General features: G+C 40.7%; 23 protein-coding genes, 1 tRNA gene and 3 pseudogenes. 16 read left to right on the plus strand and 11 right to left on the minus strand.

Annotation, left to right across the window (positions count from 1 at the left end; all coding sequences use genetic code 11):
• Window positions 1–72 precede the first annotated feature (72 nt).
• Entirely contained in the window at window positions 73–1,545 is a 1,473-nt protein-coding gene (gene ilvC, locus P4S61_RS14710; RefSeq protein WP_182731024.1) for a ketol-acid reductoisomerase, read from the minus strand.
• A 164-nt stretch (window positions 1,546–1,709) separates the two neighbouring features.
• On the opposite strand from ilvC, the gene ilvY reads away from it, so the two are divergent.
• From ilvY to P4S61_RS14735, 5 genes and pseudogenes are all read left to right on the plus strand, one after another.
• Entirely contained in the window at window positions 1,710–2,624 is a 915-nt protein-coding gene (ilvY, locus tag P4S61_RS14715; protein ID WP_337118542.1) for an HTH-type transcriptional activator IlvY, read from the plus strand.
• A 152-nt stretch (window positions 2,625–2,776) separates the two neighbouring features.
• The gene (locus P4S61_RS14720; RefSeq protein WP_337118543.1) at window positions 2,777–3,637 is read left to right on the plus strand and encodes a MipA/OmpV family protein; all 861 of its coding nucleotides are present in this window, start codon (window positions 2,777–2,779) and stop codon (window positions 3,635–3,637) included.
• Between the two features lies 1 nt (window position 3,638).
• Window positions 3,639–4,066 (plus strand): annotated as a pseudogene (locus tag P4S61_RS14725) (DUF3019 domain-containing protein).
• Window positions 4,038–4,730: a response regulator gene (locus P4S61_RS14730; RefSeq protein ID WP_145239242.1), complete on the plus strand. Its 693-nt coding sequence runs from the start codon at window positions 4,038–4,040 to the stop codon at window positions 4,728–4,730. The pseudogene P4S61_RS14725 and the gene P4S61_RS14730 overlap by 29 nt, the downstream one beginning before the upstream one ends.
• 6 nt (window positions 4,731–4,736) lie before the next feature.
• Window positions 4,737–5,972: an ATP-binding protein gene (locus tag P4S61_RS14735; protein WP_145239239.1), complete on the plus strand. Its 1,236-nt coding sequence runs from the start codon at window positions 4,737–4,739 to the stop codon at window positions 5,970–5,972.
• Between the two features lie 170 nt (window positions 5,973–6,142).
• On the opposite strand, the gene P4S61_RS14740 is transcribed toward P4S61_RS14735, so the two are convergent.
• The 3 genes from P4S61_RS14740 to P4S61_RS14750 all read right to left on the minus strand — a co-directional run bounded on the left by P4S61_RS14740 (window position 6,143) and on the right by P4S61_RS14750 (window position 8,618).
• A complete protein-coding gene (locus P4S61_RS14740) occupies window positions 6,143–6,361 on the minus strand; it encodes a DUF3820 family protein (RefSeq protein WP_145239236.1) in 219 nt (72 codons plus the stop codon).
• 116 nt (window positions 6,362–6,477) lie between these two features.
• Window positions 6,478–6,759, minus strand: coding sequence for a hypothetical protein (locus P4S61_RS14745; protein ID WP_145239233.1), 282 nt, complete (start codon window positions 6,757–6,759; stop codon window positions 6,478–6,480).
• 287 nt (window positions 6,760–7,046) lie between these two features.
• A complete protein-coding gene (locus tag P4S61_RS14750; RefSeq protein ID WP_145239230.1) occupies window positions 7,047–8,618 on the minus strand; it encodes a cation:proton antiporter family protein in 1,572 nt (523 codons plus the stop codon).
• 265 nt (window positions 8,619–8,883) lie between these two features.
• Here P4S61_RS14750 and P4S61_RS14755 point away from each other — a divergent pair, with 265 nt between their 5' ends.
• Window positions 8,884–9,627: a sporulation protein gene (locus tag P4S61_RS14755; RefSeq protein ID WP_145239228.1), complete on the plus strand. Its 744-nt coding sequence runs from the start codon at window positions 8,884–8,886 to the stop codon at window positions 9,625–9,627.
• 79 nt (window positions 9,628–9,706) lie between these two features.
• Window positions 9,707–10,159, plus strand: a complete 453-nt coding sequence (locus tag P4S61_RS14760; protein WP_145239226.1) for a GNAT family N-acetyltransferase — start codon at window positions 9,707–9,709, stop codon at window positions 10,157–10,159.
• Window positions 10,160–10,175: 16 nt separating this feature from the next.
• Here the strand turns inward: P4S61_RS14760 and P4S61_RS14765 are convergent, their stop codons facing one another.
• From P4S61_RS14765 to P4S61_RS14790, 6 genes and pseudogenes are all read right to left on the minus strand, one after another.
• Window positions 10,176–11,528 (minus strand): sodium-dependent transporter, encoded by a 1,353-nt coding sequence (locus tag P4S61_RS14765; RefSeq protein ID WP_145239223.1) that lies wholly within the window; start codon window positions 11,526–11,528, stop codon window positions 10,176–10,178.
• 216 nt (window positions 11,529–11,744) lie between these two features.
• The gene (locus tag P4S61_RS14770) at window positions 11,745–13,040 is read right to left on the minus strand and encodes a sensor histidine kinase (RefSeq protein ID WP_145239220.1); all 1,296 of its coding nucleotides are present in this window, start codon (window positions 13,038–13,040) and stop codon (window positions 11,745–11,747) included.
• 28 nt (window positions 13,041–13,068) lie between these two features.
• Window positions 13,069–13,772 (minus strand): annotated as a pseudogene (locus P4S61_RS14775) (response regulator).
• A 13-nt stretch (window positions 13,773–13,785) separates the two neighbouring features.
• Complete coding sequence (locus P4S61_RS14780; protein WP_145239213.1) at window positions 13,786–14,178, minus strand: DUF3019 domain-containing protein; 393 nt, start codon at window positions 14,176–14,178, stop codon at window positions 13,786–13,788.
• Window positions 14,168–15,025 carry a MipA/OmpV family protein gene (locus P4S61_RS14785; RefSeq protein WP_337118544.1) on the minus strand — a complete coding sequence of 286 codons (858 nt, stop codon included), beginning with the start codon at window positions 15,023–15,025 and terminating at the stop codon, window positions 14,168–14,170. The genes P4S61_RS14780 and P4S61_RS14785 overlap by 11 nt, the downstream gene beginning before the upstream one ends.
• A 104-nt stretch (window positions 15,026–15,129) precedes the next feature.
• Complete coding sequence (locus tag P4S61_RS14790) at window positions 15,130–15,885, minus strand: hypothetical protein (protein ID WP_442961566.1); 756 nt, start codon at window positions 15,883–15,885, stop codon at window positions 15,130–15,132.
• Between the two features lie 163 nt (window positions 15,886–16,048).
• On the opposite strand from P4S61_RS14790, the pseudogene P4S61_RS14795 reads away from it, so the two are divergent.
• Both P4S61_RS14795 and P4S61_RS14800 read left to right on the plus strand, forming a co-directional pair.
• Window positions 16,049–17,226 (plus strand): annotated as a pseudogene (locus P4S61_RS14795) (serine hydrolase domain-containing protein).
• Window positions 17,223–17,699, plus strand: coding sequence for a SixA phosphatase family protein (locus tag P4S61_RS14800; protein ID WP_145239204.1), 477 nt, complete (start codon window positions 17,223–17,225; stop codon window positions 17,697–17,699). Before P4S61_RS14795 ends, P4S61_RS14800 begins: the two are co-directional and overlap by 4 nt.
• Window positions 17,700–17,792: 93 nt before the next feature.
• Here the strand turns inward: P4S61_RS14800 and yhbY are convergent, their stop codons facing one another.
• Window positions 17,793–18,089 carry a ribosome assembly RNA-binding protein YhbY gene (gene yhbY / locus P4S61_RS14805; protein WP_016707974.1) on the minus strand — a complete coding sequence of 99 codons (297 nt, stop codon included), beginning with the start codon at window positions 18,087–18,089 and terminating at the stop codon, window positions 17,793–17,795.
• A gap of 88 nt (window positions 18,090–18,177) precedes the next feature.
• On the opposite strand from yhbY, the gene rlmE reads away from it, so the two are divergent.
• The 7 genes from rlmE to P4S61_RS14840 all read left to right on the plus strand — a co-directional run bounded on the left by rlmE (window position 18,178) and on the right by P4S61_RS14840 (window position 24,467).
• The gene (rlmE, locus tag P4S61_RS14810) at window positions 18,178–18,807 is read left to right on the plus strand and encodes a 23S rRNA (uridine(2552)-2'-O)-methyltransferase RlmE (protein ID WP_145239201.1); all 630 of its coding nucleotides are present in this window, start codon (window positions 18,178–18,180) and stop codon (window positions 18,805–18,807) included.
• A 66-nt stretch (window positions 18,808–18,873) separates the two neighbouring features.
• A complete protein-coding gene (gene ftsH, locus P4S61_RS14815) occupies window positions 18,874–20,817 on the plus strand; it encodes an ATP-dependent zinc metalloprotease FtsH (protein WP_145239198.1) in 1,944 nt (647 codons plus the stop codon).
• Window positions 20,818–20,919: 102 nt separating this feature from the next.
• A complete protein-coding gene (folP, locus tag P4S61_RS14820) occupies window positions 20,920–21,774 on the plus strand; it encodes a dihydropteroate synthase (RefSeq protein ID WP_337118545.1) in 855 nt (284 codons plus the stop codon).
• A gap of 2 nt (window positions 21,775–21,776) precedes the next feature.
• Window positions 21,777–23,126: a phosphoglucosamine mutase gene (glmM, locus tag P4S61_RS14825; protein WP_337118547.1), complete on the plus strand. Its 1,350-nt coding sequence runs from the start codon at window positions 21,777–21,779 to the stop codon at window positions 23,124–23,126.
• 72 nt (window positions 23,127–23,198) lie between these two features.
• Window positions 23,199–23,948 carry a triose-phosphate isomerase gene (gene tpiA, locus P4S61_RS14830; RefSeq protein WP_337118548.1) on the plus strand — a complete coding sequence of 250 codons (750 nt, stop codon included), beginning with the start codon at window positions 23,199–23,201 and terminating at the stop codon, window positions 23,946–23,948.
• Between the two features lies 1 nt (window position 23,949).
• Window positions 23,950–24,300, plus strand: coding sequence for a preprotein translocase subunit SecG (secG, locus tag P4S61_RS14835; protein WP_337118549.1), 351 nt, complete (start codon window positions 23,950–23,952; stop codon window positions 24,298–24,300).
• Window positions 24,301–24,382: 82 nt separating this feature from the next.
• A tRNA-Leu gene (locus P4S61_RS14840) sits at window positions 24,383–24,467 on the plus strand.
• The last annotated feature ends 323 nt before the right edge of the window (window positions 24,468–24,790 follow it).

The following is a 24,790-nucleotide window of genomic DNA, read 5'->3' on the forward strand; positions in this document are numbered from 1 at the left end:
TAAAATGAAAAAGCCCACTGCGTTTAGCATGTGGGCTTGGTTTCTAACAAGCGAAATTGTTACTTTCCAGGGTTAAACAATTTTCTTCATTGCTGACATGTAGCCACGCAATTTGGTACCAATTATTTCAACAGGGTGCTCACGCAACGACTTGTTGATTGCAATTAGTGTTTGGTTATCAACATGATTACAGCGCTCGCCTAAGCCTCTACCAATCACATCAGTATCGATGTTTTGCATAAAGTCTTGTAACAGTGGCAAACATGCGTGATTGTATAAGTAACAACCATACTCTGCTGTATCAGAGATTGTGCGGTTCATTTCGAATAATTTTTTACGTGCAATGGTATTGGCAATTAATGGCGTTTCATGTAGCGATTCATAATATGCTGACTCAGCTATAATACCTGCTGCAGTCATGGTCTCAAACGCTAATTCCACACCGGCTTTCACCATTGCAACCATCAAGATACCGTTATCAAAAAACTCTTGTTCGGTGATTTCAACATCACCTGCTGGGGTTTTTTCAAAATTTGTTTCAGCTGTTTCTGCACGCCATTTCAAAAGGTTTGCATCATCATTCGCCCAATCTTCCATCATTACACGAGAGAACGTGCCATCGATGATGTCGTCTTGGTGTTTATTGTAAAGCGGGCGCATGATTACTTTTAATTCTTCACTTAATTCAAACGCTTTTACTTTCGCTGGGTTTGATAAACGGTCAAGCATATTGGTAACGCCGCCGTATTTAAGTGCTTCAGTAACCACTTCCCAACCGTATTGAATTAGTTTTGATGCGTAACCGGCGTCTATACCTTTTTCGATCATCTTATCAAAACATAAGATTGAACCGGTTTGTAACATGCCGCAAAGAATCGTTTGTTCGCCCATTAAGTCAGACTTAACTTCAGCTATAAATGATGATTTCAATACACCTGCACGGTGGCCACCAGTACCCGCTGCATACGCTTTTGCTTGTGCTAAGCCATGACCTTGAGGATCGTTTTCAGGGTGAACAGCAATCAGTGTTGGTACTCCAAAACCGCGCTTATATTCTTCACGAACTTCAGAACCTGGGCACTTAGGTGCAACCATTATTACGGTGATATCGTCACGTACTTGCATACCTTCTTCAACAATATTGAAGCCATGAGAATAAGCAAGCGTAGAGCCTTGTTTCATCATCGGCATGATTGCGTTTACAACCGCAGTATGCTGTTTATCAGGTGTTAGGTTTAACACAACATCAGCAGTAGGGATCAATTCTTCGTAAGTACCTACAGTAAAACCATTTTCTGACGCATTAAGAAATGATTGACGACGTTCGCTGATTGCAGAATCACGCAATGTGTAGGCAACATCTAAACCTGAATCTCGTAAGTTCAGTCCTTGGTTTAAACCTTGTGCACCACACCCAACAATAACAAGTTTTTTGCCTTTAAGTGCTTCAACACCATCGGCAAATTCAGCCGGATCCATAAATTCACATTGTGCTAGTTGTGCTAACTGCTCGCGTAAAGGAAGAGTATTAAAATAATTCGCCATTGTTAGTATCCTATAAATTTCGTATTTGTTAGATGCAAGCGCTTGCTGCCTTGCTTAAAGTCACCATAAGGAATTTTTACCCTTGCGTAAAATGATATATTTGCATTAAAGTATTTCAAAAAGTGAAATGCTTTAATTAATAACCGCTAACGGTTGGGATCACTATGGACCATAAACGATTACATTATTTCCAGGCTCTTGCCAAAACCTTACATTTTGCCCGTGCCAGCGAGTTATGCCACATAAGTGCTCCCACCTTAAGTCGCAATATTAAGCAGTTAGAGGATGAAGTGGGAGTCGCATTATTCAGTCGCGATAATCGCAGTGTAAAGCTAACAGCTGAAGGAGAATCGTTTATCGACTATGCAACGGCTACGTTAGCTAATTGGCAGCGTTTTCGAGCAAATGTACAAAATCCTGAGCAAACTATTTACGGTAAAGTAAGCATTTACTGTTCAGTAACTGCCTCTTATAGTTTTTTGCATCAACTATTAGAGCAACTGCGTTTGCAACATCAACATATAGAAATAAAGCTTAATACTGGCGATCCCGCAGTGGCAATAAACCGTGTGCTTGACGGACACGAAGCCATGGCAATTGCCGCAAAGCCTGATAAATTACCGACGCAAATTGCATTTGCCAGTATTGGTTATTCATCCTTGGTATTTATCGCGCCACGTATTCCGTCGTTGCTCACTGAAAAACTGGCCCAGTTTGGCGATAAGATAGATTGGTCTGAGCTTGAGTTTATAGTGCCAGAGCAAGGTTTTACTCGTCAAAGGTTAGAGCTGTGGTGGCGTAAGCACGGTATTAATGCAAAGATCTATGCGCAAGTAGCGGGGCATGAAGCTATGGTGTCAATGGTGAGTTTAGGGCTAGGCATTGCCATGGTGCCAAAAATTGTTTTAGATAATAGCCCATTAAAAGATCGCGTTCAGGTGATCAGTGATCAAAAAGAGGCCCCTGCCGGGTTTGAGATTGGTTTGGCAGTATTACGTAAAGAGTTACCAGATGCCGCGTTAAATGCATTATGGGAGATTGCTCAATCACTGAAAAACGTTAATAGCTTAGCTCCTTAGCCGAGTCTAAATACGCAGATGTAAAGTTTATTTACCTTGAATCGTTCCATATGTATCAAAAGTGTGAATGATTGTAATCGTCTAGGGATTAGTTATTAATACCTTGCTATGATAACGATATTGGGTTGTCTCTTTTGGCATAAATAACAACAATGAAGTCGATAGTTAATATTCTTACTGCGCTTTGCATCTCTGTATGGCTTACAGTACCTTGTTTTGCACAGCCATCAGAAATTGAGCCTGTGCAGGATATAACAACAGGGCAGTGGCACTTGAGCCTTAACACGGGATTAGGAGTCATAACAAATCCATTAGCTGGTGGAGGTGATTTACCATTAGTGTTGATCCCAGATATAGCTTATTACGGTGAACAGTTCTTTTTTGATAATGGTCGCTTAGGCTATAGCCTGATACAAGACTCCCCACATACCTTTAATTTAGTCACTGAGTTTAATTCGGAAACTCGTTTTTTTGTTGATTGGCATCCAAGTAACATTTTTGCATTTAGATCAGAAAGTTCATTTACGAACAGTGAAAATGAACTTCAAATCCAACAACCTAGTCTAGATATCAGTGAGCTTGATAAACGTAAATGGGCACTCGATGCTGGCCTGAGTTACCATTATAGCTATCAGCAGCATGTATTTTCCGTGCAGGCATTAGCTGATGTATCCGGAGTGTATGACGGGTGGCGAAGTGCACTGCAGTGGCAAATGCACAAGAACATTGGTGAGTTACAGATTAAGCCGACTATTGGCATCTGGTATAAATCGGCAGCACTGAATGCATATTTTTATGGCGTAACAGAAAAAGAGTCTCCAGTTCGTGCAATTGAGGTTGGCAGTAGTTGGCAGCCTTATGCTAAAATAGATGCCCGCTGGCCCTTAAATGGAGCCAACTCATTGCGTTTTCATCTGGCTTATTATGATTATTCCGCCTTAGCTGACGACAGTCCGCTGTTTGAACAAACGTATTCTCTGACTGCCTTTATAGGGTTTGATCATATTTTTTAATATGAAGTATTTAAAACTTGGTGCGTGCGTCATTTTTTTGTTGGTATGGCCAAAGTTAGCTGTCGCAAAAAAAGATATATTAACAGTTACTCCAAAAGTCTGTGTGGTTTCCGAACAACAAGACTTTTGCGATGTTGATGTAAAATTTGCTTTAAATATGCCCCATAAAATGGACGTTTGTTTATACAGCGAAGATCAACAACTGCAATGTTGGCAACAGGTTACCTTAGAAGAATTCAATCATAAAGCGCGTGTTCAGGTTGAAACCATATACTCCTAGTCAATCCTCACACGGATGAATTACTGGCGACAACACGCATTGAAGTACAGAGCACTCGCGCTAAAACAACTCGGCGCCGATTACGTTCTCCGTGGAGCTTTTTTAATCTTGGAGCTGCAAATGGCAAAGATCTTACTTGTAGAAGATGATTTAGGGTTACAGCAATTAACCCGTGACTATCTTGAAAATAATGGCCTTGAAGTGGCGGTGCTAGACCGTGGCGATGAAGTGTTTAGTTACCTTGAAAACAATCCGGTTGATTTGATGATCCTCGATGTGATGCTGCCAGGTAAAGATGGCTTTAGTGTTTGTCGTCAAGTCAGAGATAAATTTAGCTTACCAATATTAATGTTGACCGCCAAAGGTGAAGACTTTGATCAAGTCATTGGTTTGGAACTTGGTGCCGATGATTATGTTATTAAGCCAGCTGAGCCAAGAGTATTGCTTGCCCGTATTAATGCGCTATTACGCCGTGGCCAAGCATCAGTAAAAGCGCCAGAAGAATTACAATTTGGCGATTTATGTATTGATAAAACCAGCCGTATTGTTCGCTTAAAGAATAACGAAATCACCCTCACTTCCCATGAATTTGAATTACTGTGGTTATTAGCTTCAAATTCCGGTGAAGTACTAAGTCGTGAACATGTTCATCAACACATGATTGGTCGCCAATATGATGGATTAGACCGCACCGTAGATGTACGTGTATCTCGGATCCGTAAAAAATTAGGTGATAACAGCGATAAACCATACCGTATTAAAACCGTTTGGGGACAAGGCTACTTATTTGTCTCCGATGCATGGGGTATGTAACTATTAATGGGGAAACTATTTGCAAGTTTATATGTGTATATTATAGTTTCCCTGTTTTTAGTCAGTGGGGTAATTGAACAACTTTGGCCCTATGAAGACAGTCAACAACAAATTGCGCTCGATGATGAGTTTGGTCAATCCCTATGGCTATTAGCGCAAACCCCGCAAGGGCTTACTAAAATAGCCACTCGCTTTCAAAGTGAAATAGTACAAAAACAAGACCTAATGTTGCCCGCACAACAACAACAAGAACTTAACCTACATAATTATATTTATCTATTTGATCAACAACAGCGAGCTATCTGGTATATCGTTGTTGATAATGAGCAATTATTGCAAGTGGGTCCAATTACCGTTTCTGCGCCAGTATTCTCATCCGTTTGGCCTTATCTATTATTATTGTGTGTCGTTGGGATCCCTGTTGGCTTATGGAGTTTTTTACTGTGGCGTGATTTTGCTAAGTTGCGACTGGCCTGTGAAGCCGTTGGTGGATCACAAGACTTTGAGCTGAGCGCCACCTCGAAATCATTCTTTTTACCAATTACCGACACCTTAAGTGCTATGCAGCAGCGTATTCAGCATTTATTAACCGCTCAACAAGAACTTACATCGTCGGTATCGCATGAGTTTAGAACGCCACTGGCACGTTTAAAATTTGCGTTGGCAATGCTTGAGGATAAAGTAGCTGACGAAAAAGCCTTTGAATATATCGATAACATGCAATTAGATATTGTGGAGTTAGAGTCGTTAGTTAAAGAAATGCTTGATTATGCTCGCCTTGATAGCCAACAACCTAATCTTACGGTGCAAACATGTAACTTAGTGCAGCTAGTAGAAAGTGTTGTCACTAAACTTGATTTTGCTACGCAAATAAAACTCAATATGCAATTACCAGCTTTATGCAGTTACACTTGTGACAGTCACTTTATCGCCCGCAGTATCCAAAACTTAGTAGGCAATGCGTTGAAATATGCTCGTCACGAAGTGCGAATTAGCTTAGTTGAAAATACTGGGCAGTTAATTTTATCGGTCGAAGACGATGGCCCTGGCATTGAACAATCACAATGGGATGCAGTGTTTAAACCTTTTGCCCGACTTGATAAAAGTCGCGATAAAAAGACTGGAGGCTTTGGGCTTGGTTTAGCCATTGTGGCAAAAATAGTGTCTTGGCACCAAGGCAGCTGTACGATATCGAATTCAGAATTAGGTGGCGCCAAATTTACAATCTATTTGCCTAAGTAACCAGAGTTCAGGGTAAGTAACTCCTTTTCTATTGCTATATCTGTGGCTAAATTGATACTCAAAAAAAAGCGCCTAATAGGCGCTTTTCTGCGGTTAAAACCAAAATCAACAAGTAGCAAAAGAGTAGACTTCACTTTGCTAAGTAAGTTCCATTATTTATTACTTTTAATTTATTTATGTGTTTTTAAAAGCGGCATGAGCATCTGCTCCAAGCCATTGAGTTTAACTTCATACATCATTGCTAATTGAGCACCGAGTGTGCCGTGAGGAAATCCTTGCTGCTTAAACCAGACCAAGTATGGTTCTGGTAATAGCAGCAAAGGGCGGCCTGCGTATTTACCAAATGGCATTTTTGTATTGATCGCTGTTTTTAAAAGCTCTGGATCCATGATTAACTTAATTTGCTAGATTATGCGTGAAGTGTATTACAAAAGAGGGTGAGAAAATAGGCTGTGACGGGCAAGAAACAGCCTATTTAATGAGGGGAGTAGGCCCTCATAATTTACTAATGGATCTGATATTGATGCTTTTTGGTAAATCCAAGTTGTTTAAGTTTGTTTATAATTGACGGATCATCGATGCGGCTTGGTGTTTCGCTATCACGTAAGAAATGATTTTCCGGCACTTGATATATATCGAGCATTTTTTGAAATAGCACTGCGCGCATTGTTAACGCTGTCATTCCATTTCTTTGTATTTCATCAAGACGATTTTGAAGCTCAACCAGTTTTGGGTTATTTACATCATCCGCCACTGTCTGAAACTGTGTAGCAAACTTATTCTTCATCTAAAAACCTTATTTAATAGCAAAAGACAAAATGCCGATAAATACGTATTCAAAAACACGAGAAGGCTTTTTTTGTGCTAAAAATAGATACTTACGTATTACTCAACAAATGCAGTTTACTCTTTTTTCATGGGTAAATGCCAATCTGGATGTAAAGCTTTGTAAATGCGCTTGACTCTTATTTGGGGACTTTTGCGACGTTGTTTCAGGCGGTTATATATAAGGATATGAAAATTAAATGAAAATAGTTCTCAGTACCTTTTGTGGTGCTGAGAACTTTATTTATATTATGGAAATAATTTTTGTTTTACATGCTCAGCGAAGCCACTACCGGCCTCTAAATAGAAGTTATAAGTAGAGTCAACTCCCATATCTTCAAGTTCTTTTTGCTGATCTGGATAGTTAGCAATGGCAGTAACTTGACCTTGGTAACCCGAAGCACGCAATTGCTCCAAAGCAAAAATGTTTTGCATATGTTTCGGCATCGCGAGCATGATCATCTCTACATGGGAGTGATTTACCCGTTGCCAAAAGTCTGGATCGGTTGCATCTGCCAAGAGCGCCTTACGGCCTCGTGAAACATGCTTCTCGACCACTTCTGGCTTGATGTCTACTCCAGCTACAACGCCAGGATGGGTGATGTTAATTGTTTCATATGCACCGGTGCCAATACGACCCATACCAAAAATAACAATCTTGGTGTCATTTAAGTTCACAGGAAGTTCTTCTGCTAAGCGAGTAGGGCTTTCAAAACGTATGAGCCAAGCTTCGATTTTTACATAAATTTCGTTTGAACGTTTATTTAGTGGGGATGCAATGATAAAGGTCATTGATACTGCAATAGCCATAACAGCCAACCACTCAGATGTGATTAACCCGCTACTGGCAGCAACCATACAGACTATCAAGCCAAACTCGCTGTAGTTAGCTAAGGTAAATGCACTCAATAAGGAGGTACGAGCGCGTAACTTAAAGGCATTCGTTAGTATATAATACAAGGCAACTTTGACTGGTAGCACCAATACAATAATAAGCGCTATAAGTAATGAGTTGAGCGTCAGATCAGCACCTAAACCAATTGTTAAGAAAAACCCAACTAATAAAATTTCTTTTAAATTAAGTAGTGATTTTGCAAGCTCACTGGCTTTTTTATGAGGAGCAAAGATCATACCGATGATCAACGCGCCTAAATCACCTTTCAAGCCTGCAAATTCAAATGCATGATAGCCAACGACAAGTGCAAAGAAAAAGCCAAACAAAGGTAATAGCTCACCATGTTTAGAACGATTTAACACCCAAAACATGACTGGGCGTAATAATGGCAAGGCAACTAATAGCGCAAAAGCCCAACCGTTGGGGATTTTACCTGTGCTGATGGCTAAAAATATCACTGCAAAGATATCTTGCATAACCAAAATACCAATGGCTATTTTGCCGTGAAGGCTGGCCATTTCGCCACGTTCTTCAAGTACTTTTACAGCAAAAACTGTGCTAGAAAAGCTAAAAGCAAAACCAACAAGCAACGCACTTTGCCAACTTAGGTCTGCAAATAATGGCAACGAAAGTGCGCCTAAGAACAGCATCAAACTGCAAAAAATAGCGCTACTAATAATAATATGTAAAGAGGCAGGGGCCCAAACTTGTGGCTTAATAAGATGGCTAACTTTTAGTTTCAGACCAATACTAAATAGTAATAACGTGATCCCTAAATTAGCAATCGTATTAAGTAGCTCAGTGGTTTTAAAGCCAGATAAGTTCAGTACAAAGCCAGCAATCAAAAAACCGATTAGCGGAGGAAGTTTAAGTTGGTACACGGCAAAGCCACACACAAATGCGACAGCAAAATATAATAGTTCCATAATTCTTAATATCACTTCATTTGGTTACCTAGTGTAGCGAAATATCAGCATTTTTGAAAATCATTCGTGTATATTATGCATATAAATTGCGCGCATAGAGATATACCTGTGTATGAAAAATACTCGTTTAGTTAATTATTCTGCTAAAAACTCAAAAAATAGTTATTTTTTCACTGACAGCAGCTTTTAAATATGGTTAAGATGCAGTAACAAAGGAATTTAAGCGTGATTCAGGTTTAGGTGAATTAAGCTTAAGGAGAAATAGATGTTTAAAAAAATTCTTGCATCAGTCGGTATTGGTGCAGCAACAGTAGATACCGTGCTTGAAACTGAGCATTTACAACCTGGGCAACTATTTAATGCCCAAATAGTGATCACCGCAGGGGATGTTAGCCAAGCAATAACAGGTCTTGATTTAGCATTAATGACGCGCGTAAAAGTGGAAGGTGAAGACGGTGCTTATTTTACCAATCATATTATTGATAAGTGGCGTATAACCGATATTGGTACAATTGAACCTGGTCAACAAAAACACATTCCGTTTGAAGCGCGCTTACATTCAGAAACACCGATCACCGAAATCAACGCCGGTTATAACCAATCACATGTGTGGCTTGAAACAGGTTTAGATATTGATTTAGCACTTGATCCTACGGATAAAGATCATCTTCATATTTATCCAAATGATGCCGTAACTACTTTTATGCAAGCGATGGATAAACTGGGTTTTAGCTTGGTAAAAGCGGATGTTGAAAAGGGCTTCTTACGTGCTAGTACGTTTAACTCTGTCTCTGGTTGTTATCAAGAGCTGGAATATAAACCAAATAGCCGTAGCTTGTTCGGTATTCAAGAGATTGAACTATCGTTTGTGCCTGAAGCTCATAAAACTCATGTTTTAATTGAGCTTGACCGTGGTTTTCGTGGTGATGGCTATGTTGACCTGACGATTGAACATGATCACGTTAATCTTTCGCATTTATGTGATCAATTAGAACGTTTGCTTGCCTAGCTATTCAGAGCTCGGTTAGTTAGCTAAGCGTAATAAGTAGCCCAGTATTGACTGGGCTTTTTTTATGTTAGGAGTTTTTATGCGATTAACAACAAAACCATTTTCTCAACTGTCTGCGCAGGTACTGTTTACTATCATGCGCACGCGGGTCGATGTATTTGTAGTTGAGCAGCAATGCCCATACCCTGAATTAGACGATATCGATTGCACTGCAACAACTCAGCATCTCTATTGGCTCGAGGCTGAACAATTAGCTGCATACGCACGTTGTTATGAGAAAAATGAGCAGTACAGCGCTATTGGTCGCGTGCTGGTTGAAAAATCACAACGGGGTAAGGGGTTGGCAGTGTTATTGGTTAAAGAGGCGATCCAGTGTTGCTTTACGCATTGGCCGAACAAGGATATATACATTGGCGCGCAAACCTATTTACTCGCGTTTTATCAGTCGCTGGGTTTTCAGTGTATTGGCGAGCCTTATTTAGAAGATGGTATTGCACATCAAGATATGATTTTAAAAAACCGCTCCGTGTAAAGAGCGGTTTTTTGAGTTAGCCTAATAGCGAGCTGACAAACACTAAACCAATTGCAATTGGGCAAATGAATTTAATATACCATGGCCATATTTTCCAAAATAGGCTGGTAGCAACTTCTGGGCAGCCTTGTTGTATTTCGTTTAATAGTGAGTTGCGATACCAAATCCAGCCGACAAACAAGCAACACATTAAACCAAGAATAGGCTGACCAAATTTAGTTGTGAGCGCAATAACTAAACCAAACAGCGCATTAAAGTTCAGGACTATCGTAAAGCTCACCAATGCTATAATCGTTCCTATTAACCAAGTGGCTTTTACACGGCCAAGATCAAAGCGCTCTACCGCATACGAAACCGGTGCTTCAAGCATTGAAATAGACGATGTCAGTGCAGCTATACTCATCAATGCAAAAAAGGCAAAGCCAACGAATAAACCAATGGTGCCCATGCCATCAAAAAGAGCGGGTAATACTTGAAATACTAAAGTGTCTTCAGAAAGCAACTCTCCAGTAGCTGAGAATATTTCCACCCCTTGTGCCTGCGCAACGTACATCGCAGGGATAATTAGTAACCCAGCAACAAAAGCAATAAACACATCAATAAGGGTAACGTAGGCGCCAAGTGAGACTAAATTTTCTTTTTTACTAATGTAGGAGCCATAAATGATCATCACACTGGTGCCCAATGACAATGAAAAGAATGCTTGCCCCAGTGCACTAACAAGTAATTCAGGGTCTAAAATAGAGCTAAAATCAGGTACTAAATAGGCTTTAAGGCCTGTCATAGCACCTTCTTGCATCAGCACATAAACAATCAGTGCAAATAAAATAGTCAGCAGTGCGGGCATTAAGCGTTTCGACCACTTTTCAATGCCGTTTTCTACTCCGCGGCTAATGATTGCGACAGTAAGAATAATAAACCCAGCTGTAAATATAAGGTTTCTAGAGAGTGACTGTTCACTTAACCAAGTTGAAGAGCTCTCACTACCCACTAAAGTCGCAATGGGCTCTAGAGTGGCACTGATCATCCAACCGGCGACAATGGCATAAAAGCTGAGGATCAGTCCGGCACATATGATACCGCCAAAACCGACCACAAACGCAAAGCGTTTTTGGAACGGGTTATTTGAAATTTTCCGCAATGAACTAACCGCATTGGCCTGACCATGGCGCCCAATCGTTAGTTCTGCCATCAGTGCTGGGTAAGCCAAACAAAATGCCAATACAAGGTAAGCAATTAAAAAGGCTGCGCCTCCATTGCTAGCTGTTTGTGTAGGGAAACCCCAAATATTACCAAGACCAACTGCAGATCCTGCTGCGGCCATAATGAATCCAAAACGGGAGCTAAACTCCCCTCTGACTGCGCTCATAATTATTTTTTCTTCTCTATATAGTGACGGCGCTGACAATCTACTGTAAATGTTAAAAAATAAAAAGCCCTTATTTTTAGCTGCAGCCGTGCAGAATTAACGCATGACTGTATTTACAAAATTTAGAATGCCAATGCTGTTAACATTGTTTGTTTAAGTTATTGTTATCTAATCATAATGAGGTGGTTTACGATGCTGTAAACTGTAACATAAAAGTTACAACTGTTCCGGGTTATGTATTTTAAGGGTAAGGCATGCCCCCGTTAGGTGTTTACTACGATTTACGCTTACACTGCCATGATGCCAATCAGCTACTTTAGCAACAATGGCAAGTCCTAGGCCATAACTTTGATCGGCCCGATTGCGATGACTCTGTTCTTGAAAAAAAGGGCTAAAAACTTTGTGCCAATTTTGCTCTTCGATACCTGGGCCATCATCCTCAACGGTAATAATAAGTGTTTGCTCTTTAATCGATGCCGTGAGAATAATTTTTTGTTTGGCAAAGTCACAGGCATTGCTAAGCAGATTAGTGATTGCGCGAGCTAACCAGTGTAAATCTGCATAAATATGAGAATTATCATGACAGATAAGCTGTAAATCAAGTTGTTGCTGTACTAACTTAGGCTCTAGTTGCTGTATTAGGGTGCTTAGGTAGCTGTTTAACTCAGTGTGTGAGTAGGTCAGTTGGTTGGCTTTTTGCTCAAGCGTGGCAAATGCTAAATAACTTTTCAACATTGATTCCATTTGGTCTAAATCAGCTTCCATACGATTTAAATAATGTTTTATTTTTTCTTCGTTATGACTATCTAGTGCCGCATCTAAGCCAAATCGTAGGCAGGCAATGGGGGTGCGTATATCATGAGATAAACTCGAGGCCATCAGTTTATTTTCATCGAGTAATTTTTCGATCTGGCTTGCCATGCGGTTAAAAGTAAGCTCAACATCTTTAATGTAAGTGAAATGGGATACCCGAATGCGAGCATGTAAGTCGCCACTGGCAAACTTTTTAGCTGCGTCATTAACCACGCCTAGTCGTTTAGCTAATGGTGCAATAATAAACCCCATAAACACACATAACCCAGCGTAAAACATTAAGGTAAGTAACATATCATTTTGTTGATCTTGTTCGTGGGATTTTTCCAAACGTAATTTAAGATGAAAAGGCGCAAGCAAATCATTACTGTAGAGTAGGTAATACCCTTCTTGATCTTCTAAAATCAGTCCGCCTTCAGCATTGATCTCTTCTAGCAGTGATGGTGGCAGCGCTAAAGATTGCGTGGCTCGATAACTTAATCCCAACGAAAACTGTTGTGCAAGTAAGGCGGTGTAGTCTGCTCTTTGCATGAAGGGTTGGCTGGCAATTTGCTGGCTGAAGCCCATTAAAAGTTTACTTTGAAAGCCAAACTCATCCTGCGAGGTATGAGTTTGCTGACTAAAAGCATCAATTAACCAACCTAATATTACGATCGAGAGCAGGGCACTGGCTAATAAGGAGAGATAAAACTTTTTCATAGCATTTGCCAGTATACCTTAGCGGCGATCACCAAGCGCTTGCGACGAGTAAATAGCCTCGCCCCCAAATTGTTTTAATTTTTTCAGGTTGCTGCGGATCATCATTAAATTTTTTACGCAGTGCAGAAATAAGCACATCGACACTACGATCAAGGCCATCGTATTCACGACCCTTGGTTGCTTTGAATACAGCATCTCGCGACACAACTTGCCCGGCGTTACAGGCTAAATAATGCAGTAATAAGTACTCGGCGCTGGAAACTCCTTGATCAATATTATTAATAAAAACGTTGCGAGATTGTGTATCAATTTTTAAAGAGCCAACTTGAATAATGGTATCATCCGTTTGCGACTCCGAATTGTCGTTATTGGCGCGCAGTGCCGCTTTGATCCGCGCAAGCAATGCACGCGGCCTGACCGGTTTCATTATGTAATCACTGGCACCGACTTCAAGACCAATCACTTCGTCCATTTCTTCGTCTCGAGCGGTTAGCATAATAATAGGGCTTTGGTAAAATTGACGTAGTTCACGACAGACACTAATACCGTCTTGGCCGGGAGCATAATATCGAGTAAAATTAAGTCAGGCTTGAGCTCTTTTACATGACTGACAACTTGGTCGCCTCGCTCACAAATATGAGTTGTGTAGCCTTGCTCAGTTAAATACTCCGCCACCCACTGGGCTAAAGAGCCGTCATCTTCAACAAGTAATATTGTGCCGTAATTATCCATGCTTTATCTCGTTTTAAAAAAGCCGCCAGCGGCGTTTCTTTTGGCGATTTTGATACACCCATTGCAACTGTACTTGTGTTGATGCAATGATCTTACCGGTATCGCTGTTTATTAACTCAAATGAAATGCTTTCAACAGAATCAAAAGCATAATTTAACTTTCCGCTATTTTGTCTAAGCCAGCATTGCATAATATGCTTCGATGTTGCATCACGTAAACAGTAATTACCGATGCTAGTTTGTTGCCAGCTTAGCTCTATATCAGCATAGCAACTGCGTCCTTCACGCAGTGCAACACAGGTGTCGGGCAACGCAATTAAACTACTGTCATGCGGTTCTTCACCATTGGCTAGTATTTGTTTTGCGTTTAGTAACAGTAATAAAATTACTGTGGTTTTAAAATACATAGCGCACGCCTACCATGGCTTTATGCTGATAACCCTGAGATACAATGGGACTGTTGGAAATTTCACTTGAAAACCAGGTTGACAGCCAGCCACCTAAAAATACCCAGTGTCGATTAAGTGGGTACTCGGCGTGGAATTCAAAAATCATACTCATGGCGCCGTCTGTTTGATAGACAGCACGAGTAGCGGTGGCTTCTTCTGATGTTATGCCAAAATAGTAATTGCTGAAATCTGCTGAGTAAGCGCTAATGCCAACACCGGTGCGAAACTCCCAGTTTTGCCACGGTAAAATATGGCTAAAAAAGCTATTTACGACCCAACCATTATGAGCATTAGAAATATCATGTAAGTATTCAAAGGAAATCTGTGAGTTTTCAAAGCGACGGGTAAGGCGTAAGCCGGTATCAAAGTCACTTTTTCTGGTTCGTATACCTTTAAGTTCAGGCACCACCCCACTGCTATAAAAGTCGAGTCCTGTTTCATCAAACCCAGCTTGCATATTGGTACCAAGAATATCAAGATCCCAATTATACTTATTGATGATGCTATAACCAATAATGATGCCGCCACTGAGTTGGCTGTGATCAATATCTAAATAAAAGCGTTCGTAAGAAACAGCAAGGTTAATATCAAGTTCTAGACCGTCACTGTAAGAATCCATTCCAACTAGATAAGAATCTTCAACATAATAGCCCGCACCCGCGCTCCAATCCCAAGCAAAGCCTGAGGTTGGCTCTAAGGTGTTATCAGCATAATAGCGATTACTGGCATTGTTAGAGGTGCTCCATAAACTCACACTGATCAGTAATAACAGTAGTTTCTGTAGAGTGTGTTGTTTACGTTGCATCCATGATCCAAATAAATTAAGCAGTTGTTAAGTGTATTATATTGTCAAAGAGTTCCTTTGATCTGTAAAAAATTGTAGCCAGTAGTCATTCTGTGGACATTGACTTAGTGTACTTTTATTTTATCGATCAAAATACTACTTAGATAATAGTGCATCATTGGTGTTAGAGCACTCACTTCAGTGCGATTACACGGTCCTTGAAGTTTAGTTAAGCTGGTCATTTTTGAAATGGTTTTATAGCTTGGTATACTGATCTCCTGATTGGCGCGGGCAAGACGTGCTTGTTCAGTATTTTGTTGATGGATAAAAGTGGCTACTTCAAGTTCATTACTGATCACTTGTTCATCACTGAAGCTGTAAATAAGTGGTTCGCGATGGAAGCTCGCACTGTCGATTGAGGATTTTCCAAACCACACTACATCACCCGATGCACGATGGATCAGGCGCATGCTAACCTCTGCATTGATGGTTGAGCATTGTTGGATCGGATACAGTTGTGTTATTTGCGCAAATAAAGGATACGCTTTATTTGGTGGTTGTATTTGATATTCGGTATCTTCAATAAAGTTGAGCTCTAGCTGGTGTATAGCTAGGGTATAATCACTATTACCTTGATCAACGACACGTAAGTTCATAGTCGTTAATGCATCAGTTATTTGTTTAAATAGGGTATCCGTGACACTTGCTTTATCGGCAATAACTTGCACAGTTTGGTTACGAGTAATTTTATGCGCTGGTAATTGTACTGATTTTACTTTCGGTGAAGCATGTTCGGTTTCATAGGCTACTTGATAGCTTTGGCTTTTTAATTGCGGCTTGAGTGGCATTTCTAAAGGCGCAGCAGGTGGCGGCGCAGTCACACAAGCTGTTGTAATGAAAGTGAAAAAACTATTGATAAATAACGTATAAACACTGTAAAACCCTTTGAAAGCTCGATAATCGGAATATTGTACGTTAGTCTTAATAAAACTTCATGGTATTATAAAGCTAAGAATGTCTTAATCTAGATAAAAATAATAAAAAATGAAGTCCTTTGTGTCGTTAATCAACTCCTTTTTTTTCGTTATCACGTTAGTGTTATTTCAATCGCAGGTTCATGCCAGCGAGCAACAGTGGCAAGAATTTGTTAATGATTACACACAACATCTCGAACATAAATTAAAAAGCAAAGGGATCCCAGGGGCTGCGTTGTCGATAGTTAATGGCCCTGATGATACGCATATACAAGGGTTTGGGGTAACAAAGCTAAATAAGGGCTTAGCAGTCAATGCCCATACTCGGTTTCGCTTAGCATCGGTATCTAAAACGTTTGCAGGCTCACTCAGTGCAAAGTTAGCCAATGAGGGGAAGTTTTCTTTAGACGACCCTGTCAGTAAATTTATTCCAGCCTTCGCCAATACGGATTACAAAAATAATTTAAAAGTTTTTCACTTACTCAGTCACTCCAGCGGTTTAGTACCTAATGCGTATGATAACTTGATTGAATCAAGAATGAGTTACCCTGATATAGTGCAAAAGTTGTTGAGTGTGGAACCTATTTGCCAGCCAGGGCAGTGCTATGGCTATCAAAATGTGATGTTTAGCTTAATTGCTGAAGTGATCAAAAGCAGTACTAAATTGGATTACTCTCGGTGGATGAGTGAATTTATATTTTCACCATTAAATATGAATGATGCAAGCCTGGGTTATACAGCGATGGTAACAGATGATAATTATGCTCATCCCCATGTAAGAGGGCGCAAACGCTGGCATACCGCAAAATTGAAAAAAATTATTACAAGGTACTTCCCGCAGCCGGCGTTAATGCTAGTGCCAGTGATATGGCTATTTGGTTAAAAGCGCAGTTAGGATATTACCCAACGGTATTATCCAGTGCAGTGTTAGCCAGTCAAACTCGTCCTTATACGCATACAAAAAAAGAGTTACGGCGTCGAGTGTGGAAAAAGCAACTTAGCGAGGCCTATTATGGCTTAGGCTGGCGGGTTTACGAATATGATAATGAAACCATTTACTATCATAGCGGCTGGGTGCAAGGATATCGCAGTGACCTTGTAGTAATACCGCACTTAAACATAGGTTTCAGTCTGATCCTTAACGCCGAAACCGGTATCATTAATGAATTAACGACAGAGTTTATTGATCGTGTGTTGCTATTCAAACGCTCACAACAACTAGCAATGTATAAAGAGGAAGACAAATGAACTATATTTTAGCGAGCTTAATATTACTGTTTACTGCGAATTTAACAGCAGCACCGCAAAGTATTTTTTTGTTTCGCCATAGTGAAAAATTAACAGGCAACGATCCCCATCTTACGGATGCCGGCAAGCAACGGGCGCAGCAGTTAGTGAGTCTGCTTAGTAAAGTCCAGCCAACAGCAGTTTTTAGTACGGACTATAATCGCACTATCGAGACCGCAACTCCTATTGCTGAACATTTTAATATTACAATTCAAAGCTACGACCCTCGTGACTTAGCCGCATTTAAACACACTGTTTTAGCGCAAGATGGCGTAGTGGTGATTGTAGGCCATAGTAATACCACGCCAGAATTGGCAAAATTAATAGCGCAAATAGATGTTGAAAAGATGCCTGAAACTGAATTTAACCGCTATTTTATCTTACAAAGCGAAGCGCAAGGTTATCAGTTGAGTGATATGAAGATGAATTTTTGAGCAATGTAATATATTTATTTACAACTTATTGCAGTTGCGTCGCAGATATAAAAAAACCAGCAATTGCTGGTTTTTTTATAGCGGAATAGAAAATTAATTACGTGGTAATTGGATCTTCTTTTCTTCGCTTTGGCGATAAAGCACAAGGGTGTGGCCGATTGACTGTAATTTCTCAGCACCGGTTTCACGAATAATAGCTTCAAAAATCAGTGCTTTAGTCTCACGATCATCAGTAGGTACTTTTACTTTAATAAGTTCGTGGATTTCTAGAGCGCTTTGAATTTCAACTAATACACCTTCAGTTAAACCGTTAGAACCAAGAAGTACAACTGGTTTTAGAGAGTGTGCTTGACCTTTTAAAAACTGCTTTTGTTTGTTCGATAATTTCATGTTGTTACAAATTTTGCTGAATATGGCTTGAATTAAGGGTATTCTAACGCCATCTAGAGAATATTACTAATTAGTTGCGTGTTAATTTATGACGAATAAGAAACTTTCGGCCAGTTCACAGCGATGGTTGAAGGAACATTTTGATGATCCTTATGTTCACGAGGCACAAAAGAAAGGTTGGCGCTCTCGTGCGATTTTTAAACTCGACGAGATCCAAAATAAAGATAAATTACTACGCCCAGCCATGACTGTTGTTGATTTGGGAGCTGCGCCAGGAAGCTGGTCACAGTATTTAGCAGAAAAAGTAGGCGATAAAGGGCAGGTGATCGCTTGTGATATATTACCTATGGATTCATTGGCCGGCGTTGATTTTTTGCAAGGAGATTTCCGAGAAGAAGCTGTTTTAGATGCGTTATTAAATCGCATTAATGGTAAAAATGTTGATGTGGTGCTCTCTGATATGGCACCAAACATGAGTGGTAATAGCTCCGTTGACCAAGCTGGAAGCATGTATTTAGTGGAATTAGCATTAGATATGTGTAGCCAAGTTTTAAAGAAAAATGGTGCATTTGTTGTTAAAGTATTCCAAGGTGAAGGCTTTGATGAATTCTTAAAAACAGTGCGTGATAGCTTTAAAACTGTAAAAATCCGTAAACCCGACGCCTCACGTGCGCGATCACGTGAAGTATATATAGTAGCGACAGGCTACAAACTGTAGTACAGTTGTCAGGCGTTTAGTTGAATTTAAATTAATTGGATACAAGAGGTTAACCCCTTGAGCGATATGGCGAAAAATCTAATACTCTGGCTGGTCATTGCAGTTGTGCTAATGTCAGTATTTCAGAGCTTTAATGGTGGCGATCAAACAGACCGTCAAACTAGTTACAGTCAATTTGTAAAAGATGCCCGAAGTGGCGCTATACAAGAAGTGGCAATCGAAAGTACCAGTGGCACAATTACTGGCACTAAAACCAATGGCGATCGCTTTCAAACGATCATGCCTATTTATGATAAAGACATTCTTAATGACTTATTAAAAAGTGATGTGAATGTAAAAGGTGTGAAGCCAGAAGAGCAATCATTCTTAGCGAGCATCTTAATTTCATGGTTCCCAATGTTATTACTAATTGGGGTATGGATTTTCTTCATGCGTCAAATGCAAGGCGGCGGTGGCAAAGGTGCTATGTCGTTTGGCAAGAGTAAAGCACGCTTAATGAGTGAAGACCAAATTAAAACCACCTTCGCAGATGTTGCCGGTTGTGATGAAGCTAAAGACGATCTAACAGAGCTTGTTGATTTCTTACGTGATCCATCTAAATTCCAAAAACTTGGCGGTAGTATTCCTAAAGGCGTATTAATGGTTGGTCCTCCAGGTACGGGTAAAACCTTGCTTGCTAAGGCCGTTGCTGGTGAAGCGAAAGTACCATTCTTTACGATTTCAGGTTCAGACTTTGTTGAGATGTTTGTTGGTGTGGGTGCTTCGCGTGTTCGTGATATGTTTGAGCAAGCGAAAAAAGCAGCGCCATGTATCATCTTTATCGATGAAATTGATGCCGTAGGCCGTAAACGTGGCGCAGGTATGGGTGGTGGTCACGATGAGCGTGAGCAAACACTTAACCAAATGCTAGTAGAGATGGATGGCTTTGAAGGCAATGAAGGTATTATCGTTATTGCCGCGACTAACCGCCCAGATGTACTTGATCCAGCATTACTTCGTCCTGGTCGTTTTGACCGCCAAGTAGTGGTTGGCTTACCTGATATCCGTGGCCGTGAACAGATCCTTAAAGTACATATGCGAAAAGTGCCATTAGGCGATAACGTAGAAGCTTCTGTTATTGCGCGTGGTACACCGGGATTTTCTGGTGCTGATCTTGCAAACTTAGTCAATGAAGCGGCTCTATATGCTGCACGTGGTAATAAACGTGTTGTTAGCATGGCTGAATTTGATGCTGCTAAAGATAAAATCATGATGGGCGCAGAGCGCAAGACCATGGTGATGAGCGAGAAAGAAAAAGAAATGACTGCGTATCATGAAGCCGGACATGCAATTGTTGGCCGCATAGTACCAGAGCACGATCCTGTTTATAAAGTATCGATTATTCCACGTGGCCGTGCCCTTGGTGTAACGATGTATTTACCAGAGCAAGACCGTGTTAGTCACTCTAAAGAGCTATTGGAATCAATGATTTCAAGCTTATATGGTGGCCGAATTGCTGAAGCGCTGATTTATGGTGAAGATAAAGTAACTACTGGTGCTAGTAACGATATTGAACGTGCTACTGACATTGCGCGTAAAATGGTTACACAGTGGGGCCTAAGTGAAAAATTAGGGCCATTACTATACGCTGAAGATCAAAATGAGATGTACATGGGTGGCGGCGGTGGTCGTGCCATGAGCATGTCGGATGAAACGGCAAAAGTAATTGATGCTGAAGTTCGTTTGTTCTCAGATCGCAACTATCAACGCGCTGAGCAAATCTTGAAAGATCATATTGATATTCTGCATTCAATGAAAGATGCATTAATGAAATATGAAACGATTGATGCTAAGCAAATTGATGATCTAATGGCACGTCAGCCTGTACGTGAACCACGTGATGCGCATGACCGCCGTGATACTGCTGATAAAAAACCAGCAGTTGAAGAGAGCAAAGCAGAGCCAGTTGCTGAAAAAGACGACAAGCCAGCTCAAAAAGATGAAACAAATCTTGATGATAAAGCTGAATAACAGTTAAAATAGCTAAACGAAAAGCCCCGATTGTCGGGGCTTTTTTGTAACTGGTTAAATAAAGTATATATATCAATGCAATGGATGTATTGAAGGTGATAGATGACCACAGTTAAGTTACCTAGAGGTCGCAGTTTACACCTCGACACCCCAGTTATAATGGGGATCTTGAATATCACTCCTGACTCTTTTTCAGATGGCGGGCGCTACTATCAAACAGACAGCGCTGTCATACAAGCTCAAAAGTTACTCGCAGATGGTGCTACCATATTAGATATTGGTGGCGAATCAACACGTCCTGGTGCGCCTGATGTTAGCCTTGAGGATGAATTAGCCAGAGTAATACCCGCAATCGAGGCAATTCGTGCTCACAGTGATAGCGCCGTTAATGATTGCATCATTTCGATTGATACCAGTAAAAGTGAAGTAATGCGTCAAGCTATTCTAGCTGGTGCTGATATTGTTAATGATGTGCGTGCTTTACAAGAGCCAAACGCACTGGTAACAGTTGCTCAGTATCCAGACGTTGCGGTGTGTTTAATGCACATGCAAGGCCAACCTCGAAGTATGCAAAACTCTCCACATTACGATGATTTATTCAGTGATATAAATGATTTTTTTGTACAGCGGATCAATGCCTGTAAAACAGCGGGTATTCAGCGCCAGCAACTTATTTTAGACCCTGGGTTTGGCTTTGGTAAAACCCTCAGTCACAACTACCAATTACTGGCGCGGTTTAATGAATTTAACCACTTTGGTTTACCTGTTTTAGCAGGACTATCGCGCAAATCAATGATTGGCAACTTATTAAATAGACAAACAAACGAGCGCCTTGCTGGCAGTTTAGCAGGGGCATTAATTGCAGCGCAAAATGGCGCAAAAATTATTCGTGTACATGATGTAAAAGAAACCGCAGATGTGCTTGGCGTGTGGCAAGCTTGCGAACAAGGAATTTAAAAATGAAAGAAAGAAAGTATTTTGGCACCGATGGTGTACGTGGCATGGTGGGTGAATACCCAATTACACCAGAATTTGCACTTAAATTAGGTTGGGTTGCAGGCAAGGTACTATCAAAAAATGGCACTAAGAAAGTCATTATTGGTAAAGATACTCGCATTTCTGGTTATATGTTAGAGACATCACTTGAAGCAGGTTTGATCGCCGCAGGTATCGATGTGGTGTTACTTGGCCCGATGCCGACGCCAGCCGTTGCGTATTTAACGCAAACATTTCGTGCTGAAGCTGGAATTGTGATCAGTGCATCTCATAACCCATATCATGACAACGGCATTAAGTTTTTTTGTGGCCGAGGTTTGAAGTTAGCTGATGAAGTAGAGCTACAAATTGAAGCAATGCTTGATGAACCAATGACCTGTGTAGCATCTGATAAGCTAGGTAAAGCCCGCCGTTTAGAAAGCGCTGATGGCCGTTATATTGAGTTTTGTAAAAGCCAATTCCCACAAGGCCTGTCGTTAGAAGGTTTAAAGATTGTATTAGATTGTGCCAATGGTGCAACTTATCATATCGCACCATCAGTAATGCGAGAATTAGGCGCGCAGATAATCAGCCATGCTTGCGAGCCAAATGGTGTAAACATCAACCTAGAATGCGGTGCTACCCATGTTGATGCATTAAAACGCAAAGTATTAGAACATAATGCTGATGTTGGCATTGCCTATGATGGTGATGGCGACCGTGTAATGATGGTTGATCACAATGGCCGTGTATTTGATGGTGATGATATTGTTTACATTATTGCCTGCCAAGCTGCCAATGATGACATGTTAGGCGGCGGTGTTGTTGGCACGGTAATGTCTAATATGGGTCTTGAAAACGCGCTTAAAGCGAAAGGTATTGAGTTTGCTCGCAGTAAAGTGGGTGACCGTTATGTAATGGAATTACTACAAGAAAAAGGCTGGAAAATCGGCGGTGAAAGCTCAGGGCATGTATTGAATCTGGATTTGATCAGCACCGGTGATGGCATCATTTCAAGCCTACAAGTTTTGGCTGCTATGGTGGCGCAAAATCGTACGCTAAAAGATCTTGGCGCAGGGTTTGTTAAATACCCGATGAAGATGATTAATGTGCGCTATAAAGCGGGCACAGATCCAACACTTACACCAGAGGTTATTGCTGCGGTTGCTGATGTTGAAAAACAACTTGCTGGTAAAGGCCGTGTGTTATTACGTAAATCTGGCACTGAGCCGGTTGTTCGCGTGATGGTAGAAGCCGAAGAAGAGAAAATAGTCCTTGATAGTGCACAAAAAATTGCTGCAGTTGTCGAATCTATGAGCAAACAAACTGATTAAGAACAATAACCTCTTGTAACTTTGGGCGAGTCGAGTTACTATCTCGCCCGCTTTCTAATGTGGAGTGGAAAAATGGCAACACGCAAGCCAATGGTCGCAGGCAATTGGAAAATGAACGGCTCGAAAGAGTTAGTACAGCAATTATCTGACGCTATCAACAACGTAAAATCAGATCAGATAGACGTTGTGGTATTTCCACCTTACCCATTGTTACCTATGCTAACAGCAACAGGTGTAACAACTGGGGCACAAACGGTTTCTGAAAATGAACCAGGTGCATTTACTGGTGAAGTTGATGCGCAATTAATTAAAGATTTAGGTTGCCAATATACGTTAGTTGGTCACTCTGAACGTCGTAGTATCTACGGCGAAAGCAATGACACTGTTGCAGCTAAGTTTGCTCGTGCACAACAAGTGGGTTTAACACCTATCTTATGTGTTGGTGAAAGTGAAGAGCAACGCGAACAAGGTCAAACTGAATTAGTCGTTGCTGCACAAATTGATGCAGTAATTGATAAATTAGGTCTAGCAGCACTGAAAGATTCTGTGATAGCATACGAGCCCGTTTGGGCCATTGGCACAGGTAAGACTGCATCGCCTGAACAAGCACAACATGTGCACAAATTTATCCGTGATAAAATTGCTGCTAACAGTAGTGATTTAGCACAAGGGCTGACCATTCTTTATGGTGGCAGCGTAAATGAAAAAAATAGCGAATTATTATTTGCACAACCAGATATAGACGGCGGCCTGATTGGTGGCGCTAGTCTAAAAGCAGAGTTATTTACTGCAATCTGCGAAAGTGCAAAAGGGACCGTATAAGATGTACGAAATTTTATTAGTAGTTTATTTAGTTGTTGCTTTAGCGCTTGTTGGTATGGTTTTAATTCAACAAGGTAAAGGCGCGGACATGGGTTCATCATTTGGTGCTGGTGCCTCTGCAACCGTTTTCGGTTCGTCAGGTGCAGGTAACTTTATGACAAAAACAACTACAATCTTAGCCAGTGTTTTCTTTGTGCTAAGTATTGTACTAGGTAACTTAACTGCAGGTCAGATCAAAAAGACTGATGAGTGGGAAAACCTAGAAGCAGCACCAGCAGTTGAAACAATTGCTCCTGCAACTGACGATGTTCCAGTAACATCAACGAAAGAGAAATCTGACGTACCAAATTAATACTTATTAAAAGTATCGTTAAACGATTTATCATCCTCAAATAAATCATATGTTTAACACCTAAAGCGAAAGCTTTAACAATGCGGTTGTGGTGGAATTGGTAGACACGCTACCTTGAGGGGGTAGTGCTTTCGGGCGTGGGGGTTCAAGTCCCCCCAACCGCACCATCTTATAAAAACCAGTAACAGCGATGTTACTGGTTTTTTGCTTTTTGTGGTCTGCAATTAGCACAGACTCTCACCTCGATTAGCTCCTCCTGTTTATTATACCAATCGTGTTAAGTTACTGACCATTTATAGCGATAGAAAAATACAGTGATAACAAGGCAGAAATTTTGACATGTAGTTGTTCTACATGAAAAATTACTAACGCAGTTAGCGCTTTATTTAGCGCGCTAGAATGATTAAATATTTAAGTCGATTGGTATTAAAATTAGCCATCACTTCAAGTATAGCGCTGTAGCGCACAGACGAAAAACGACGGTTAGTCC

Origin of the sequence: Pseudoalteromonas sp. B160, from assembly GCF_037162485.1 — a bacterium.
In the GTDB taxonomy this organism is placed as follows: Bacteria; Pseudomonadota; Gammaproteobacteria; order Enterobacterales; family Alteromonadaceae; genus Pseudoalteromonas; species Pseudoalteromonas rhizosphaerae.

Excerpts from the sequence above, each read along its gene's own strand:
- ilvC (WP_182731024.1), bottom strand. The coding sequence starts at position 1,545 with ATGGCGAATTATTTTAATACTCTTCCTTTACGCGAGCAGTTAGCACAA.
- ilvY (WP_337118542.1), top strand. The coding sequence starts at position 1,710 with ATGGACCATAAACGATTACATTATTTCCAGGCTCTTGCCAAAACCTTA.
- P4S61_RS14720 (WP_337118543.1), top strand. The coding sequence starts at position 2,777 with ATGAAGTCGATAGTTAATATTCTTACTGCGCTTTGCATCTCTGTATGG.
- P4S61_RS14730 (WP_145239242.1), top strand. The coding sequence starts at position 4,038 with ATGGCAAAGATCTTACTTGTAGAAGATGATTTAGGGTTACAGCAATTA.
- P4S61_RS14735 (WP_145239239.1), top strand. The coding sequence starts at position 4,737 with ATGGGGAAACTATTTGCAAGTTTATATGTGTATATTATAGTTTCCCTG.
- P4S61_RS14740 (WP_145239236.1), bottom strand. The coding sequence starts at position 6,361 with ATGGATCCAGAGCTTTTAAAAACAGCGATCAATACAAAAATGCCATTT.
- P4S61_RS14745 (WP_145239233.1), bottom strand. The coding sequence starts at position 6,759 with ATGAAGAATAAGTTTGCTACACAGTTTCAGACAGTGGCGGATGATGTA.
- P4S61_RS14750 (WP_145239230.1), bottom strand. The coding sequence starts at position 8,618 with ATGGAACTATTATATTTTGCTGTCGCATTTGTGTGTGGCTTTGCCGTG.
- P4S61_RS14755 (WP_145239228.1), top strand. The coding sequence starts at position 8,884 with ATGTTTAAAAAAATTCTTGCATCAGTCGGTATTGGTGCAGCAACAGTA.
- P4S61_RS14760 (WP_145239226.1), top strand. The coding sequence starts at position 9,707 with ATGCGATTAACAACAAAACCATTTTCTCAACTGTCTGCGCAGGTACTG.
- P4S61_RS14765 (WP_145239223.1), bottom strand. The coding sequence starts at position 11,528 with ATGAGCGCAGTCAGAGGGGAGTTTAGCTCCCGTTTTGGATTCATTATG.
- P4S61_RS14770 (WP_145239220.1), bottom strand. The coding sequence starts at position 13,040 with ATGAAAAAGTTTTATCTCTCCTTATTAGCCAGTGCCCTGCTCTCGATC.
- P4S61_RS14780 (WP_145239213.1), bottom strand. The coding sequence starts at position 14,178 with ATGTATTTTAAAACCACAGTAATTTTATTACTGTTACTAAACGCAAAA.
- P4S61_RS14785 (WP_337118544.1), bottom strand. The coding sequence starts at position 15,025 with ATGCAACGTAAACAACACACTCTACAGAAACTACTGTTATTACTGATC.
- P4S61_RS14800 (WP_145239204.1), top strand. The coding sequence starts at position 17,223 with ATGAACTATATTTTAGCGAGCTTAATATTACTGTTTACTGCGAATTTA.
- yhbY (WP_016707974.1), bottom strand. The coding sequence starts at position 18,089 with ATGAAATTATCGAACAAACAAAAGCAGTTTTTAAAAGGTCAAGCACAC.
- rlmE (WP_145239201.1), top strand. The coding sequence starts at position 18,178 with ATGACGAATAAGAAACTTTCGGCCAGTTCACAGCGATGGTTGAAGGAA.
- ftsH (WP_145239198.1), top strand. The coding sequence starts at position 18,874 with ATGGCGAAAAATCTAATACTCTGGCTGGTCATTGCAGTTGTGCTAATG.
- folP (WP_337118545.1), top strand. The coding sequence starts at position 20,920 with ATGACCACAGTTAAGTTACCTAGAGGTCGCAGTTTACACCTCGACACC.
- glmM (WP_337118547.1), top strand. The coding sequence starts at position 21,777 with ATGAAAGAAAGAAAGTATTTTGGCACCGATGGTGTACGTGGCATGGTG.
- tpiA (WP_337118548.1), top strand. The coding sequence starts at position 23,199 with ATGGCAACACGCAAGCCAATGGTCGCAGGCAATTGGAAAATGAACGGC.
- secG (WP_337118549.1), top strand. The coding sequence starts at position 23,950 with ATGTACGAAATTTTATTAGTAGTTTATTTAGTTGTTGCTTTAGCGCTT.